We start from the raw sequence: 16431 nt of genomic DNA, 5'->3' as shown, positions 1-16431 counted from the left end.
GGGGCCGGGACCCGGCACCTCAGCCGGAGGGGGTCAGGTCGGCCTCCTCCTCGGCCTCCACACTGCGGTTCCACTCGGCCTTGGAGGCCTGCCAGCCGTCCTCGTCGCGGCCCAGGCGCCAGTAGCCGGAGATGGACAGCCGCTCCTTGGGCAGCGCGTACTCGACGCGCAGGAGGCGGCGCAGTTCGCGGACGAACCCGGCCTCACCGTGCACGAACGCGTGCACGGTGCCGCCGGGGAGGTCGAGCGCCCGTACGGCGGGGACCAGGACGGAGCCGACGGGCCTGTCGCCGCGGTGCAGCCAGTGCACGCGGACGTCGCCGGGCGCGTCGAGCTTCTGCTCCTCCTCGGCCCCCGAGACCTCGACGAACACGTGGGCGGTGCGGCCCGCCGGGAGCTGCTCCACGGCGGCGGCGATGGCGGGCAGGGCGCTCTCGTCCCCGGCCAGCAGGTGCCAGTCGGCGTCGGGGGCGGGGGAGTAGCCGCCGCCCGGGCCGAGGAGGCACAGCCGGTCGCCGGGTTCGGCGCCCGCCGCCCAGACGCCCGCCAGGCCGGTGCCGCCGTGGTGGACGAAGTCGATGGTCAGGCGGCGGGAGACGGGATCCCAGGACCGCACGGTGTAGGTGCGGGTGACCGGCCACTCCTCCCGGGGGCGCTCGGCGCGGATCCGGTCCGGGTCCAGGGGCTCCGGGTCGCCGGGAGCGGGCGGCGGGAACAGGAGCTTGACGTAGCTGTCGGTGTGGCCCCCGGTCGCGAACTCGGAGAGCCCGTCACCGCCGAACACGATCCGGACCATGTGCGGCGTGAGCTGCTCGACCGCCTCCACCCGCCCCGTGTGCACGGTCCTCTTCGGCCGTTCCTGCCGCTCTGCCATGGCGTCCCCGTTCTCGCGTCGTGGGTTAGGCAAGCCTAACCACCTCACACGGTAGGGCACCCTGCGCCAACAGGGCAAACCGCCTCGAACCATCCGCCCCTGCAGGTCCGGGGCCCGGGCCGGCGGGTGACGGCCCTCCGCTGTCCGGGGCCTGGCAGCGTGTGCGGGCCCGCGCCCCCGGGCGCCGTGCGCTCGCGGGGCACGGGCCCAGCCCCTACGCCGCGTCGGTGCGGTCCCGGTCGCGGTCCGCGCCCCCGTCCCTGTCGCCGTCCACGCCGACCCGGGTGAACGCCCCGTGCACCGCGTGGTCCTCGTCCGTGACCCCCGTGCGCAGGGCCGCCAGCCAGGCCGCCCCGCCCACCGTGCAACCGGCCGGGACGATCTCCGACCCCGCCGTGCCCAGCGTCAGCTTGCGGGTGAGCGCCGAGCGCACCGGCTCCGAGTGCGAGAGCACGCCGCCCGCCAGCACCACGGGCAGCCGCTCGCCGGGGTTGCGCACCTGGTGCACCGAGTGCGCGAGGTGGCCGGCGGCGGCGTTCACGATCACCTCGGCAGCCGGGTCGCCCACCGCGTACGCCTCGCTGACCAGCGGTGCGAGCGCCGCGAGCAGGATCGGGGGTGCGGCCGTCAGGGTCCGCGCGAAACTCCGTGCGTGCTCCTGGAACAGAGAGGCATCCCCGTCCACCGGCCGCTGACCGGGGATGACCCGCTTGGCCACCGCCCGGGCCAGAGGGCTGAGCTCCCCGCCCCGGGACAGCTGCCGTGCCGTCTCCTTGGCCGCCTGGTGCCCCATCCAGAACCCCGAGCCCTCGTCGCCGATCAGCCACCCCATGCCGTCCGCGGACCGGGTCCGCCTGCGGTCGTCGATCCGGGTGGCGATCGCCCCGGTCCCGGCGATCAGCACCGTGCCGTGCGCGGACGGCGTCCCCGAGGCGAAGGCCACCTCGTCGTCCCCGGTGAAGAATCCCCTCCCCGGGGCCAGCCCTGCCTCGGACAGGGCGCGTTCCATCCTCGCGCGCACGATCCCGTCGCGGAGCGCGGAGACGCCGGCGAGGCCGACCACCCCGGCCGCCACCGCGTCGCGCGCCCCCGGGCCGGCCTGGTCCAGGGCGTCGGCGATCGCCCCGGCGAGCCGGTCCGCGGCCTTGTCCACGCCGTGCGCGTTGGGATTGGCCCCTTCGGACCGGGCCTGGCCCAACCGCTCACCGGACAGTGTGGCGACCAGCGCGCGGGTGGCGGTACCGCCCGCGTCCACCCCCACCACGAGTCTGTGCCGGCCGTCGCGGGCCGGGGGGTCGGATCGGGTCGTGAGGGAAGAGGTCGTACGTTTCACACGGTAGAACTGCCCCCTGGAGCGGCGGGTTACTCCTCGGGCTCCGCCCTGTGGAAGCCGCACACGGCCGTACCCGCGCCGGGGGTCCCGCGCGCCCCCGCGCCGTCCGGGGCCCGCCGCCGACCGGCGGTCCCGGGCGGATCGGAGCCGCCGGGGAACGGCCGGCAGGAAGGGAGCGGGGCCGGGGCCGGATCGCCGGTTCCGACATGCGCGAAAACAAGTGGCGCCGCGCCGGGCGCTGCTGAGAGGGTCTGCTCATGGCAGGCGCTCACCACCACGGTCCCCCTCACGACGACGGCCCGGCGTGGACGGTCCGGGGCAGTACACAGGAGGAGTACCCGGAGTTCGCGGCGGTCTTCGCGGAGGCCATCGGCATGCCCGCCCAAGAACTCCTGGACGTGGAGCGGGACTTCCCCAGTGCGGAGTACGACCGCTCCCTGGTCGCCCTGGACGGTGAGCGGATCGTCGGCACCACCATGGCGTACTCGCTGACGCTCAGCGTGCCCGGAGGCCCCCGCCGGGCGGCGGGGATCACCGATGTGGGCGTGTGGCCCACGCACCGCCGCCGGGGCGTGCTCAGCGCGCTGATGCGCCGCCAGCTCGCGGACATCCGGGAACGGGGCGAGAAGACCGCGGTCCTCTGGTCCTCGGAGGGCGGCATCTACGGCCGCTTCGGGTACGGTCCGGCCATCCAGCAGTTCCACGCGACCGTCCAGCGGGCCCACGCCGTGCTCCGGCCCGACGCCCCCCGCGACCGGGCCCTCACCGTGGAGCTCACCGACCCCGGCGCCGTCCGCGGCGAGATCGAGGAACTGCACCGGAGGGCGGCCTCCCTCCGCAACGGCCAGGTCCTCAGGAAGACGGGGTGGTGGGGACAGCTGCTCCACGACGCGGAGCGGGACCGCCGGGGGGCCGGACCGCTGCGGGCCGCCCTCGTGCGCGGACCCGACCGGGCGGAGGGCTACGCCCTCTACCGCGTCCTGCACAAGTGGGAGGACGGCATGCCCCGGGGCGAGGTCCGGGCCAAGGAGGTCGTCGCCGCCGCCCCCGCGGCCCGGGTGGCCCTGTACGAGCACCTGTTCTCACGCGACCTCGCCACCGGGACGTTCCTGGGGAACCTGGCCGAGGACGACATCCTCACCACGCTGCTGGTCAACCCCCGCCACCTGGCGCGCACGGCGTTCGACTCCCTGTGGGTGCGCCTGGTGGACCTTCCCGGGGCCCTGGCCGAGCGCTCCTACGCCACGCCCCTGGACACCGTGCTGGAGGTCACCGACCGGTTCGCCCCGTGGAACGCCGGGCGCTGGCGGCTCGCGGCCGACGCCTCGGGCGCCCGTGCAGAGGCGACCGACGCGGCTCCCGACCTGGCACTCGACGTGTCCCACCTGGGGTCCGCCTACCTGGGGCGCGGCCCACTGACCGCTCTCGTGGACGCGGGCCTGGCCACCGAGCACACACCGGGGGCGGCCGCCCGCCTGGACACCGCGATGCACGTGCCCCGCGCACCCCTGTGCGACACGGATTTCTGACCCAGCGCCACGACACGAAGAGCAGGCATACCGGCATGACACAGAACACCGACGCCACCAGACCCGCCTGGACCGTGCGCGGCACCGACCGGGACGAGTACCCGGAGGTGCTCAGGGTCGTGGGAGAGGCCCTCCTCATCGGCGAGGACCTCGACGCGATCACGGAGCGCATGCGCCCCCTCCACGACGCCGCGGGGTACGACCGCGTCCTCGTCGCCGTGGAGGGGGAGGGGCCCGCGGAGGAGGTCGTGGGCTCCACGAACCACTTCCCCTTCGAGATGGCGCTGCCCGGAGGGCCCAGGGCGGTCGCGGGGGTCACGGGCGTGGGCGTGTGGCCCACGCACCGCCGCCGCGGTGTGCTCAGCGCGCTGATGCGCCGCCAGCTGGCCGACATCCACGCCTCGGGCGGCAGGTACGCGGCCCTGTGGGCCTCGGAGGGCGCCATCTACGGCCGGTTCGGCTACGGGCCCGCCGTGACCGAGGTGGAGACCTCCGTCCAGCGCCAGTACGCCGGGCTCCGCCCGGACGCGCCCCGCGACCCCGCCCTGGTCGTCCGCCTCGCGGACCCGGGCAGGGTCCGCGACGACCTGGCGCGCGTGCACCGCGAGGTGGCAGCGGCCCAGATCGGACAGTTCCGGCGCGAGGAGCACTGGTGGGACAAGTTCCTGCGCGACAAGCCCGACGCGCGGGACGGCAGGAGCCCCCGGCTGGCAGCTGTCGTGAGCGGCCCGGACGGCCCCCTGGGGTACGCCCTCTACCGCACCCTGAACAAGTGGGAGGATGACGGGTCCGGTGGCGAGGTGCACGTCGAGGAGGTCGCCGCGACCGCCCCCGCCGCCTGGACGGCCCTGTACGAGCACCTGTTCAACCGCGACCTGACCAGCAGGATCTCCTTCGCCTTCCTGGCCCAGGACAACCCGCTGCGCCACCTGGTCGTCGACCGGGACCGCGTCGTTCCCAAGCTCTACACCTCCCTGTGGATGCGGTTGGTGGATGTTCGGGGAGCTCTCTCGGAGCGCTCGTACGCGGCTCCGGTGGAGGCGGTGGTGGAGGTCTCCGACCGCTACGCGCCGTGGAACGCGGGCCGGTGGCGGATCGGCGCGGACCGCGGAGGCGCCCGTGTGGAGCCCACACAGGACGCCCCGGACGTCTCACTGGACGTGTCCCACCTGGGCGCCGCCCACCTGGGGCAGACCTCCCTCACCGGGTACCTGCGCGCGGGGCTGATCACCGAGCACGTCCCGGGGGCGGTGGCCGGACTCGACGCCGCCCTGCACCGGGTGGACGCCCCGTTCTGCGGCCGCATCTTCTAGGAACGGTGACGATGACGACGAACACGGGACCGGGCGCCGGATCCGCCCCGGAGTGGACGGTGCGCGGTATCGACCGCACGGAGCATCCGGAGGTCGTCAGGGTCGTGGGCGAGGCGCTCCTGTCCTCGGAGGACCCCGCGGCCGGCCTGGAGGAGCGCCGCGCCCGCTGGGACGTGCTCGGCTACGACCGGTTCCGGGTCGCTGTCGAGGGCGACCGGATCGTCGGCGCCACGAACCACTTCCCCTTCGAGATGGCGCTGCCCGGAGGGCCCAGGGCGGTCGCGGGGGTCACGGGCGTGGGCGTGTGGCCGACCCGCCGCCGCAGGGGCGTGCTCAGCGCGCTGATGCGCCGCCAGCTGGCCGACATCCACGCCTCGGGCGGCAGGTACGCGGCCCTGTGGGCCTCGGAGGGCGCCATCTACGACCGGTTCGGCTACGGAGCCGCGTCCATGGAGATGTCCGCGACCGTCCGGCTGCCCCACACGGCCCTGCGCGCCGACGCGCCGAGGGACCCCGCACTGGAGGTGGAGCTGCACCAGCCGGGCGAGGTCCTCGCGGAGATGGCCCGCGTGCACCGGGAGGTGGCGGCCGTCCAGGTCGGCCAGTTCCAGCGCGACGACCTCTGGTGGTCGCGGATCATCCGCGACGTCCCCGAGGAACGCGCCGGGAGGAGCCCTCTCAAGGCCGCCGTCGTGCGCGGTCCCGACGGGCCGCTCGGCTACGCCCTCTACCGGACGAGGGCCGACTGGGAGTGGGGCGTCGGCGGTCCCCACGGAGAGGTGTTCGTCAAGGAGCTCACCGCGACCGCCCCGGCGGCGCGGACGGCGCTGTACGAACACGTGCTCTCCCGGGACCTGACCACGGCGACCCATCTGAAGGACGTCGCCGTGGACGACCCGCTGTGGTCGCTGGTGGTGGACCGCCAGCGCATCGCCGCGTCGGTGCACACCGCGCTGTGGGTGCGGTTGGTGGATGTTCCGGGGGCTCTGTCGGAGCGCTCGTACGCGGCTCCGGTGGAGGCGGTGGTGGAGGTCTCCGACCGCTACGCGCCGTGGAACGCGGGCCGGTGGCGGATCGGCGCGGACCGCGGGGGCGCCCGTGTGGAGTCCACGCAGGACGCCCCGGACGTCTCGCTGGACGTGTCGCACCTGGGCGCCGCCTACCTGGGACAGCACACGCTCTCCTCGCGGGTGGCGGCCGGCGTGGTCACCGAGCACACCCCGGAGGCGGCGGAGAGGCTGGACGCGGCGCTGAACGTCCCCCGCGCGCCGCTGTGCGGGATCGTCTTCTGACAGTCGTGTCCCGTGGAGGCGCCCGCTCCCGTCAGCGGGAGCGGGCCCCTCCACACCGGCCCCGCCCGATCGCCACGCCCCGCGCGCGGTTTCCACACGCGCGGCGCCGGAGACGAGCGGCATCCCGCTCGTGCTCCTCTTCCTGTTCGTTCTGCTCACCCTCGTCGACGCCGTCGGACCCTGTTCCTCCAGGTCCCGTCGGCGCCGGAACGTCGGTTCCGCGGCGCCGCCCGCACGGGGGGATACTGGTCGCCGCGGCGGCGCCGGACCGACTCTCCCGCTCTCACGGCACCGGTGGTGCGGGCGGTGCGCGTGCGTGGAGACCGGAACGGCAGGAGGACGTAACACGTACGTTATTGCCGATTGCGATGCTTCCGTGCAGGTTTCCGGACAGGCGGTCAGCCTGCCGGGGGCGCCCACAGTTCGACGACAGGGAGACACACTCTGATGACCGACACGATCCAGGCAGTCCTGGATACCATCGTTTCCTTCGTGTGGGGACCCTTCTTCCTGATACCCCTGCTCCTGGTCGTGGGCGTCTACCTCACCGTCAGACTCGGCGGGCTCCAGTTCCGCGTGCTCGGCCACGCGCTGTGGCTGGCGCTGGTCCGCCGCACCGAGGGCGGCCAGGCCAAGGGCGACATCTCCCACTTCCAGGCGCTCAGCACCGCGCTCGCCGCCACCGTCGGGGTCGGCAACATCGCGGGCGTCGCCCTGGCGATCGGCGTCGGAGGGCCGGGAGCCCTGTTCTGGATGTGGGTCACCGGTGTCCTGGGCATGGCCACCAAGTACGGCGAGGCGCTCCTGGGCGTCAAGTACCGCCGCCCCGACTCCAAGGGGGAGATGAGCGGCGGCCCGATGTTCTACCTGCGCCACGGGTTCGCCGAGAAGTTCGGCCCCGGCAGCGGGGGAGCCAAGCTCGGCCTGGTGCTGGGCACCCTGTTCGCGCTGTTCGGCGCCGTCGCCTCCTTCGGCATCGGCAACATGACGCAGGCCAACGCCGTCTCCGGCCAGCTCGACTCGACGTTCGGCGTGCCCACCTGGCTCTCTGGGATCGTCATGGTCGTGCTGGTCGCCGCGGTCATCCTCGGCGGCATCAAGAGCATCGGCCGGTTCGCCGCCGGCGTCGTGCCGTTCATGATCATCGCCTACGTGCTCGCGTCCATCTTCGTGCTGGTGCTCTACGTCACGGAGATCCCCGCCGCCCTCGCCCTGATCTTCACCGACGCCTTCACCGGTACCTCGGCGGTCGGCGGCTTCCTCGGGTCGGCCTTCATCCTCGCGGTGCAGCAGGGCATGGCCCGCGGCATGTTCTCCAACGAGTCCGGCCTGGGCACCGGCGGCATCGCCGCCGCCGCGGCCAAGACCGCCCACCCGGTCCGGCAGGCCATGGTCTCCATGACCCAGACCTTCATCGACACCATCATCGTCGTCACGATGACCGGCCTGGTCATCATCGTCACCGGCGCCTGGAGCTCGGAGGCGAACACCGGCGACGGCGCGCTGATGACCAACTGGGCCATGAGCGAGGCCTTCGGCTCCGTGTCCCCGGGCCTGGCCCCGGTCGGCGGCGCCATCGTCGCGATCAGCCTGATGTTCTTCGCGTTCACCACGCTGGTCGGCTGGTCCTACTACGGTGAGCGCTGCATGGACTACCTGGTCGGCCGCAGGGCGGTCTTCCCGTTCCGCGTCGTGTTCGTCCTCGTCGTGTACGTGGGCGCCACCACCGAACTGAGCATCGCCTGGGCGTTCAGCGACGCGGCCAACGGCCTGATGGCGATCCCCAACCTCATCGGCCTGCTCGTGCTCACCGGGGTCATCGTCGCGGAGACCAAGAAGTACTTCGCCGACCCGGACTGGAAGAACCCGGACCTGGTGGACGCCCGCCAGCAGTGACGGGGGCGCCGGAGCGGATCCGGACGGGGTGAACGGGGGCGCGGTCGGGACCGCGCCCCCGTTCCGTGTTCCGGGAGCCCGGGGGACACGGCTCCGCCGGGGAGGGCGCCGTGCGGGACGAGGGGCCGGCCCCCCGTCCCGCACGGCGGCGGTCCGCATGGATGCCGTGAGGATTCACCACCGGTTCCGCATGGAAGCCGTTAGGAGCGGCATCGGCGCAGTTCCAGGGGTTTTGTATGGGTTTCAGGCCTTCGAGGCCCGTGCCCCGGACAGAGGGGCACATCCTTCACCCCAGGGAGTCGCCCCGTGCTCGATGTCGTCTACGTGCTCACCGCGCTCGCCGCTTTCGCGCTGGTCGGCGTGATCGGCCGGGGGGTCGCGAAGCTGTGATCGCCTTCGACCTCCTCGCGGCCGCGCTCGCGGCGGCCGCGGTCGCCTACCTCGTGTACGCCCTCGTCAAACCGGAGCGGTTCTGATGGCCGTCCTCCTCGCGGTCCTCCCCGCCGCCGCCGTCGCGCTGGTCCTCGCCCTGCTGTACCGGCCCCTCGGCGAGTACATGGCGCGCGTCTTCACCTCCCCCCGCGACCTCGCGGTCGAGCGGGGCTTCTACCGGCTCATCGGAGTGGACCCCGCGTCCGGGCAGTCGTGGCAGGCGTACCTGCGCGGGGTGCTCGCCTTCTCCGCGGTCGGCCTGCTGTTCCTGTACCTGCTCCAGCGGCTCCAGGCGTTCCTGCCCCTCTCACTCGGGCTGCCGCCCGTCTCCGAGGGGCTCGCGTTCAGTACCGCGGCGTCGTTCGTGACGAACACCAACTGGCAGTCGTACTCGCCGGAACTGACCATGGGCCACCTCGTGCAGTTCGGCGGGCTGGCCGTCCAGAACTTCGTCTCGGCCGCCGCGGGCCTCGCGGTCGCCGTCGCCCTGGTCCGCGGACTGGCGCACCGCCGGTCGGGCACGATCGGCAACTTCTGGGTCGACCTCACCCGCGCGACGCTGCGCATCCTCCTGCCGATCTCCCTGGTCGCGGCCGTGGTCCTGATCGCGGGCGGTGTCGTCCAGAACCTCGGCGGCCTCACCGAGGTCCGGACCCTCGCCGGCGCGACGCAGACGATCCCCGGCGGAACGGCGGCCTCCCAGGAGGCGGTCAAGCTCCTGGGCACGAACGGCGGCGGCTACTTCAACGCGAACTCCGCGCACCCGTTCGAGAACCCCTCGCCGTGGACCAACCTGTTCGAGATCGTCCTCATGCTGGCGATCCCGTTCTCGCTGCCGCGCACCTTCGGCCGGATGGTCGGAGACCACCGGCAGGGCTACGCCGTCCTCGCCGCCATGGCGGCGATCTTCGCGGTCTCCCTCACCGCCCTCACCGCCCTGGAGCTGAACGGCGCCGGAGCGGCGCCCGAGGCCGCCGGAGCGGCTCTGGAGGGCAAGGAGCAGCGGTTCGGCGTCATCGCCTCCGCCCTGTTCGGCTCGGCGAGCACCCTGACCTCCACCGGTGCGGTCAACTCGATGTTCGACTCCTACACCGCCCTCGGCGGCATGGTGCCGATGGTCAACATGATGCTCGGCGAGGTCGCGCCCGGCGGTGTCGGCTCCGGCCTCTACGGGATGCTGGTGCTCGCCCTCCTGGCCGTCTTCGTCGGGGGCCTCCTGGTCGGCCGCACCCCGGAGTACCTCGGCAAGAGGATCGGGCCGCGCGAGATCAAGCTCGCCAGCCTGTACATCCTCGTCTCCCCGACCCTGGTCCTCGCGGGTACGGCGCTCAGCTTCGCCGTGCCCGCCGTCCGCGCCGGCGTGGAGGCGACGTCGATCCTCAACCCCGGTCTCCACGGCCTGTCCGAGGTGCTGTACGCGTTCACGTCGGCGTCCAACAACAACGGCTCGGCCTTCGCCGGGCTGACCGCGGACACGCCCTGGTTCAACACCGCGCTGGGCATCGCCATGCTGCTGGGACGGTTCGTCCCTATCGTGTTCGTCCTCGCCCTGGCCGGAGCACTCGCCGCCCAGGACAGGGCGCCCGCGACCGGCGGCACCCTGCCCACACACAGACCGCAGTTTGTCGGCCTGCTGATCGGCGTCACCGTCGTGGTGACCGCCCTGACCTACTTCCCCGTGCTCGCGCTGGGCCCCCTGGCGGAAGGACTGTAACCGACCATGACCACGACATCCCGCACACCCGTCGCCGAGGCGCCGCCGAGCGCCGACCCCGCGACCGGAGCCCGCCGCAGGGCGTTCGGACCGGCCCAGGTCGCCGCTGCGCTCCCCGGGGCGCTGCGCAAGCTCGACCCGCGGATCATGTACCGCAACCCCGTCATGTTCGTCGTCGAGGTCGGGGCCGCGCTCACCACGGCCATGGCGGTCGCCGAACCCTTCCTCGGAGGCCCCGAGGCGTCCGGGGGCTCGCCGATCCCGGCGGGCTTCACCTGGGCGATCGCCGGCTGCCTCTGGCTGACCGTGGTCTTCGCCAACCTGGCCGAGTCCGTGGCCGAGGGCCGGGGCAGGGCCCAGGCCGACAGCCTGCGCAGGACCCGGACCAGTACCGCGGCGAACCTGGTGGTCGGCTACGACCCGGAAGCCGACCCCTCCGCGGAGGACACCGGGACACGCCCCGTCTCCTCGGCCGACCTCGCTCCCGGGGACGTCGTGGCCGTCTCGGCGGGAGAACCGGTCCCCGGCGACGGCGACATCGTCTGGGGCATCGCCTCGGTGGACGAGTCGGCGATCACCGGGGAGTCCGCGCCCGTGGTGCGCGAGTCCGGCGGCGACCGCAGCGCCGTCACCGGTGGCACCCGCGTGCTCTCGGACCGGATCGTCGTCCGCATCACCTCCAGGCCGGGGGAGACCTTCGTCGACAGGATGATCGCCCTGGTCGAGGGCGCCGAGCGGCAGAAGACCCCCAACGAGATCGCGCTCAACATCCTGTTGGCGAGCCTGTCGGTCGTCTTCGTGGTCGTCGCCCTCACCCTGCACCCGATCGCCTCCTACGCCGGGGCGCCGGTCAGCGTCCCCGTCCTGGTCGCGCTGCTCGTGTGCCTGATCCCCACCACCATCGGCGCCCTGCTGTCCGCCATCGGCATCGCCGGCATGGACCGCCTCGTGCAGCACAACGTGCTGGCCATGTCCGGCCGCGCCGTCGAGGCCGCCGGCGACGTGACCACCCTGCTGCTGGACAAGACCGGCACCATCACCCACGGCAACCGGCGGGCCAGCGAGTTCGTGCCCCTGGAGGGCGTGCGGAAGCCGGACCTGGTCCGCTCCGCGGCGCTGGCCTCCCTGGCCGACCCCACCCCCGAGGGCACCTCCGTGGTGGAACTCGCCCGCGCCGAGGGGGTGGTGGTGGACGCCGCGTCACCCGGCGAGGTCGTCCCCTTCACCGCCCAGACCCGGATGAGCGGTGTCGACCTGCCCGACGGCACCCAGATCCGCAAGGGCGCGGGCTCGGCGGTGCTCGCCTGGGTCCGGGAGACGGGCCCCGTGGGCCCCGTCGTCCGCACGGAGCTGGAGGACCGGGTCGGACGGATCTCCGACAGCGGGGGCACACCGCTGGTCGTGGCGGTGCGCAGGCCCTCGGGACACATCGCCGTGCTGGGCGTGATCCACCTCAAGGACGTGGTCAAGGAGGGCATCGCCGAACGCTTCGCGCAACTCCGCGAGATGGGCATCCGCACCGTGATGGTCACCGGGGACAACCCCCTGACGGCGAAGGCGATCGCCGCCGAGGCCGGGGTGGACGACTTCCTCGCCGAGGCCACCCCGGAGCAGAAACTCGCCCTCATCCGCAGGGAGCAGCAGGGGGGCAGGCTCGTCGCGATGACCGGGGACGGCACCAACGACGCCCCCGCGCTGGCCCAGGCCGACGTCGGCGTGGCGATGAACACCGGCACCTCGGCGGCCAAGGAGGCCGGGAACATGGTGGACCTGGACTCGGACCCCACCAAGCTCATCGACGTGGTCCGCATCGGCAAGCAGCTGCTCATCACCCGGGGGGCGCTGACCACGTTCTCCGTCGCCAACGACATCGCCAAGTACTTCGCGGTCATCCCGGCCATGTTCGCCGGGGTCTTCCCCGGTCTGGGCGCGCTGAACGTCATGGGCCTGGCCTCCCCCGCGTCCGCGATCATGTCGGCGATCGTCTTCAACGCCGTGATCATCGTGGTCCTCATCCCGCTCGCGCTGCGCGGTGTCCGGTACCGGCCCCTGCGCGCGCCGCAGATCCTCAGCCGCAACCTGCTGGTCTACGGCCTCGGCGGAGTGGTGGCCCCCTTCGCCGGCATCAAACTCATCGACCTCGCCGTCAGCCTTCTTCCCGGTTTCTGACGGCCCCGAAGGGAGACACCCACCATGGGTTCCACACGCGTCCTGCTCCGCCACCACGGAACCGCCCTCCGGGCGTTCCTGATCCTCACCGTCGTCCTGGGCCTGGTCTATCCGCTGGCCGTGACCGGCGTCGGCCGGGTGCTCCTGCCGGAACGCGCCGACGGCTCGCTCGTCAGGGCGCAGGACGGCACGGTCGTCGGCTCGTCCCTGATCGGGCAGTCCTTCACCGGCGCCGACGGAGCACCGCTCCCCGAGTGGTTCCAGTCCCGGCCCTCCGCCGCCGGCGACGGACACGACGCGGGGGCCTCCGGAGGCGGCAACCTCGGCCCGGAGAACCCCGACCTCGTCGCCGCCGTCGAGGAGCGCAGGGCGGCCGTCGCGGAGTTCGAGGGGGTCGACCCCGAGAGCGTCCCGGCAGACGCCCTGACCGCCTCGGGCTCGGGACTGGACCCGCACATCAGCCCCGCGTACGCACTGCTCCAGGTGCCCAGGGTCGCGGAGGCGAGGGGTGTGACGGAGGCGGATGTCCGGGACCTGGTCCGGCGTAGTATCGAGCCCCGGGATCTGGGATTCCTGGGAGAGGAGAGGGTCAACGTCCTGGAGTTGAACCTCGTTGTCGACGGGTGGGGAACACGAGCCTCATGAGGAAGGGACGGCTGAGGGTCTTCCTCGGCGCCGCTCCGGGCGTCGGCAAGACCTACACCATGCTCGAGGAGGGCAGGCGCCTGCGCGACGAGGGCGGGGACGTCGTGGTCGCCGTCGTCGAGACGCACGGCCGCTCTGCCACGGCCGCGCTGGCCGAGGGCGTCGAGGCGGTGCCGCGCCTGACCGTGTTCCACCGGGGCGTCGGCCTGGCCGAGATGGACCTGGACGCCGTCCTGGAGCGCGGACCGGCGACCGCCCTGGTCGACGAGTACGCGCACACCAACGCGCCCGGCTCCCGGCACGAGAAGCGCTGGGAGGACGTGTCGACGCTGCTCGCGGCCGGGATCGACGTCATCACGACCGTCAACATCCAGCACATCGAGTCCCTCAACGACGTCGTCCAGCAGATCACCGGCGTCCCCCAGCGTGAGACGGTCCCCGACGAGGTGCTGCGCGCCGCCGACCAGATCGAACTGGTCGACCTGGCCCCGCAGGCCCTGCGGGACCGCCTCGCGGCGGGACACGTCTATCCGGCCGAGCGGATCGACGCCGCACTGTCCAACTACTTCCGGCTGGGCAACCTCACCGCCCTGCGCGAGCTCGCCCTCCTGTGGCTGGCGGACGAGGTGGACAGCGCGCTGAAGGACTACCGGGCCGAGCACCGCATCGACACCACGTGGGAGGCCCGCGAGCGCGTCGTCGTCGCCCTGACCGGCGGCCCCGAGGGGGAGACCCTGCTGCGCAGGGGCGCGCGCATCGCCGCGCGCTCCTCCGGGGGCGAGCTCCTCGCCGTGCACGTCAGCAGCCAGGAGGGGCTGCGCGAGGGCCGTCCCGAGGCGCTCGCCGCACAGCGCTCCCTGACCGAGAAGCTCGGCGGCACCTTCCACCAGGTGGTCGGTGACGGCATCCCCGGGACGCTCGTCGAGTTCGCCCGGGCCGTGAACGCCACCCAGCTGGTCATCGGCATCAGCCGCCGCGGACGCCTCGCCACCGCCCTCACCGGCCCCGGGATCGGCGCCACCGTCATCCGGGAGTCCGGCGGCATCGACGTCCACATCGTCAACCACGCCGCGGCCGGAGGACGGTTCGCCCTGCCGCGCCTGGGCGGCGCGCTCACGGCCCGGCGGCGCGTCCTGGGGTTCGCGCTCGCGGTCCTGTGCGGCCCGCTCATCACCTGGCTGCTCGCGGGCCAGCGCAGCGCCGAGTCCATCGTCATCGACGTCCTGACCTACCAGCTGCTGGTCATCGTCGTCGCGCTCGTCGGCGGCATCTGGCCCGCGCTGTACACCGCCGTCCTGTCGGCGGTCACGCTGGACTACTTCTTCATCGACCCCCTGCACACCATCTCGATCGACCACCCGGTCCACCTGCTCGCGCTGGTCCTCTACGTCGCCAACGCCGCACTGGTCAGCTACATCGTCGACAAGGCCGCGCGCCGCACGCGCGCGGCCCGGCGCGCCAGGGCGGAGTCCGAGCTCCTCGCGACGATCGCCGGCAGCGTCCTGCGGGGCCAGGACGCCCTCCAGGCCCTGGTAGACCGGACCCGGGAGGCCTTCGGGCTCGACGCCGTACGGCTGCGCTCCGGGGACGGCGTCCTGTGCACGTCCGGGCAGCCGCCGCAGGGCGGGGAGCCCACCCTCGTGCACGTCGGTGAACGCGCCGCCCTCGAACTCCACGGCGCCGACCCGGGCGCGTCCGAGCGGCGGCTCCTCGGAGTGATCGCCGCGCAGATCGACGCGGCGCTCGAACACCAGGACCTCAGAGACACCGCCAGCGAGGTCGGCCCGCTGGCCCAGAACGACCAGGTCCGCAGCGCCCTGCTGTCGGCGGTCAGCCACGACCTGCGCAGACCCCTGACCGCGGCGACCACCGCGGTCAGCAGCCTTCGCTCCTCCGAGGTGAGCTGGTCGCCGGCGGACCGCGACGAACTGCTCGCCACCGCGGAGGAGAGCCTGACCACCCTCACCGGCCTGGTCACCGACCTCCTCGACGTCAGCCGCATCCAGGCCGGGGCGCTCGTGGTGGCGCTCGCCGACACCGACGTCGACGAGGTCATCCTGCCGTCCCTGGACGAACTCGACCTCGGCCCGGCCGACGTCGACCTCGAACTCGACCCCGACCTCCCGACCGTGCGCGCCGACGCCGGCCTGTTGCAGAGGGCCATCGTGAACGTCCTCGCCAACGCCGTACGGTTCTCACCGCGGGGCCTCAACGCGCGCGTGGCCACGAGCACGTTCGGCGACACGGTCGAGATCCGCGTCATCGACCACGGGGGCGGGGTCCCACCCGAGCGCAGGGACCAGCTGTTCGTGCCGTTCCAGCGTCTGGGCGACACCGACAACACGACCGGCCTCGGCCTCGGCCTCACCCTGTCCAAGGGCTTCGTGGAGGGGATGGGCGGCGGCCTCACCGCAGAGGACACCCCCGGCGGAGGCCTGACCATGGTCATCTCCCTGCCCGTCGCCGACGGGCACGCCTGTGGAAGGAAGGGCCAGTGAAGATCCTGGTGGCCGACGACGACCCGCAGATCCTCCGCGCCCTGCGGGTCACCCTGCGCGCCCGCGGCTACGACATCGTCGTCGCGACCAACGGGACCGACGCCCTCCGGGCCGCGGTCGAGCAGCGCCCCGACCTGTACCTGATCGACCTGGGCATGCCCCGCCTGGACGGCGTCGGGGTCATCGAGGGCATCCGGGGGTGGACGAGCGCCCCCATCCTCGTCGTCTCCGGGCGCACCGACTCCGTGGACAAGGTCCAGGCGCTGGACTCCGGGGCGGACGACTACATCACCAAGCCCTTCGCCATCGACGAGCTGCTCGCCCGGGTCCGCGCCCTGACCCGCAGGGGCGTCGGCGGCGACGCGGACCCGGTCGTGCGGGTGGGGGACCTGACCATCGACCTCTCGGCCAAGACCGTGACCCGCCCCGGCCCCTCCGGTACGGAGGTCGTCCGGCTGACGCCCACGGAGTGGCGCCTCCTGGAGGTCCTCATCCGCCACTCGGGCAAGCTCGTCACACGGCAGACGCTCCTGTCGGACATCTGGGGGTCCGAGCACGTGCAGGACACCGGCTACCTGCGCCTGTACATCTCCCAGATCCGCAAGAAGATCGAACCCGAGCCGAAGTCGCCGCGCTTCCTCATCACCGAGCCGGGCATGGGGTACCGGTTCCGGCAGGGCGGCGCCGACGGAGGGAACGGCTGAGCCCCGCCCCGGCCGAGGGCTCCCCGGCCGGG

12 protein-coding genes are annotated in these 16431 nt (G+C 73.2%); 10 read left to right on the top strand and 2 right to left on the bottom strand.

From position 1 onward, the window contains the following. Nucleotides 1–19: 19 nt before the first annotated feature. On the bottom strand, nt 20–874 hold the full coding sequence (locus tag Q8791_RS25285) for a siderophore-interacting protein (protein WP_330094321.1): 855 nt from the start codon (nt 872–874) through the stop codon (nt 20–22). Between the two features lie 214 nt (nt 875–1088). Further along, nucleotides 1089–2129 (bottom strand): N-acetylglucosamine kinase, encoded by a 1041-nt coding sequence (locus Q8791_RS25280; RefSeq protein ID WP_330094320.1) that lies wholly within the window; start codon nt 2127–2129, stop codon nt 1089–1091. Between the two features lie 335 nt (nt 2130–2464). Here Q8791_RS25280 and Q8791_RS25275 point away from each other — a divergent pair, with 335 nt between their 5' ends. The 10 genes from Q8791_RS25275 to Q8791_RS25230 all read left to right on the top strand — a co-directional run bounded on the left by Q8791_RS25275 (nt 2465) and on the right by Q8791_RS25230 (nt 16399). Then, the gene (locus Q8791_RS25275) at nt 2465–3736 is read left to right on the top strand and encodes a GNAT family N-acetyltransferase (RefSeq protein WP_330094303.1); all 1272 of its coding nucleotides are present in this window, start codon (nt 2465–2467) and stop codon (nt 3734–3736) included. A 35-nt stretch (nt 3737–3771) separates the two neighbouring features. Then, nucleotides 3772–5049 carry a GNAT family N-acetyltransferase gene (locus tag Q8791_RS25270; protein ID WP_330094302.1) on the top strand — a complete coding sequence of 426 codons (1278 nt, stop codon included), beginning with the start codon at nt 3772–3774 and terminating at the stop codon, nt 5047–5049. Between the two features lie 11 nt (nt 5050–5060). Next, entirely contained in the window at nt 5061–6341 is a 1281-nt protein-coding gene (locus Q8791_RS25265) for a GNAT family N-acetyltransferase (protein ID WP_330094301.1), read from the top strand. Nucleotides 6342–6788: 447 nt separating this feature from the next. Beyond that, entirely contained in the window at nt 6789–8237 is a 1449-nt protein-coding gene (locus Q8791_RS25260) for an alanine/glycine:cation symporter family protein (RefSeq protein ID WP_330094300.1), read from the top strand. 386 nt (nt 8238–8623) lie between these two features. Beyond that, a complete protein-coding gene (locus Q8791_RS25255) occupies nt 8624–8713 on the top strand; it encodes a potassium-transporting ATPase subunit F (RefSeq protein WP_267944579.1) in 90 nt (29 codons plus the stop codon). Next, complete coding sequence (gene kdpA / locus Q8791_RS25250) at nt 8713–10383, top strand: potassium-transporting ATPase subunit KdpA (protein WP_330094299.1); 1671 nt, start codon at nt 8713–8715, stop codon at nt 10381–10383. Before Q8791_RS25255 ends, kdpA begins: the two co-directional genes overlap by 1 nt. Before the next feature lie 6 nt (nt 10384–10389). Next, nucleotides 10390–12552, top strand: a complete 2163-nt coding sequence (kdpB, locus tag Q8791_RS25245) for a potassium-transporting ATPase subunit KdpB (RefSeq protein WP_330094298.1) — start codon at nt 10390–10392, stop codon at nt 12550–12552. A gap of 24 nt (nt 12553–12576) precedes the next feature. Further along, nucleotides 12577–13197, top strand: a complete 621-nt coding sequence (gene kdpC, locus Q8791_RS25240) for a potassium-transporting ATPase subunit KdpC (protein ID WP_330094297.1) — start codon at nt 12577–12579, stop codon at nt 13195–13197. After that, entirely contained in the window at nt 13194–15695 is a 2502-nt protein-coding gene (locus Q8791_RS25235) for a sensor histidine kinase (protein ID WP_330094296.1), read from the top strand. Before kdpC ends, Q8791_RS25235 begins: the two co-directional genes overlap by 4 nt. Further along, a complete protein-coding gene (locus Q8791_RS25230) occupies nt 15692–16399 on the top strand; it encodes a response regulator transcription factor (RefSeq protein ID WP_330094295.1) in 708 nt (235 codons plus the stop codon). The genes Q8791_RS25235 and Q8791_RS25230 overlap by 4 nt, the downstream gene beginning before the upstream one ends. Nucleotides 16400–16431 lie beyond the last annotated feature (32 nt).

The sequence above is a fragment of the Nocardiopsis codii genome (assembly GCF_036327455.1).
Lineage (GTDB): Bacteria > Actinomycetota > Actinomycetes > Streptosporangiales > Streptosporangiaceae > Nocardiopsis > Nocardiopsis codii.
This window is presented reverse-complemented; position numbering and strand designations above follow the sequence as displayed.

Excerpts from the sequence above, each read along its gene's own strand:
- Q8791_RS25275 (WP_330094303.1), top strand. The coding sequence starts at position 2,465 with ATGGCAGGCGCTCACCACCACGGTCCCCCTCACGACGACGGCCCGGCG.
- Q8791_RS25260 (WP_330094300.1), top strand. The coding sequence starts at position 6,789 with ATGACCGACACGATCCAGGCAGTCCTGGATACCATCGTTTCCTTCGTG.
- kdpB (WP_330094298.1), top strand. The coding sequence starts at position 10,390 with ATGACCACGACATCCCGCACACCCGTCGCCGAGGCGCCGCCGAGCGCC.
- kdpA (WP_330094299.1), top strand. The coding sequence starts at position 8,713 with ATGGCCGTCCTCCTCGCGGTCCTCCCCGCCGCCGCCGTCGCGCTGGTC.
- Q8791_RS25265 (WP_330094301.1), top strand. The coding sequence starts at position 5,061 with ATGACGACGAACACGGGACCGGGCGCCGGATCCGCCCCGGAGTGGACG.
- Q8791_RS25285 (WP_330094321.1), bottom strand. The coding sequence starts at position 874 with ATGGCAGAGCGGCAGGAACGGCCGAAGAGGACCGTGCACACGGGGCGG.
- Q8791_RS25235 (WP_330094296.1), top strand. The coding sequence starts at position 13,194 with ATGAGGAAGGGACGGCTGAGGGTCTTCCTCGGCGCCGCTCCGGGCGTC.
- Q8791_RS25270 (WP_330094302.1), top strand. The coding sequence starts at position 3,772 with ATGACACAGAACACCGACGCCACCAGACCCGCCTGGACCGTGCGCGGC.
- kdpC (WP_330094297.1), top strand. The coding sequence starts at position 12,577 with ATGGGTTCCACACGCGTCCTGCTCCGCCACCACGGAACCGCCCTCCGG.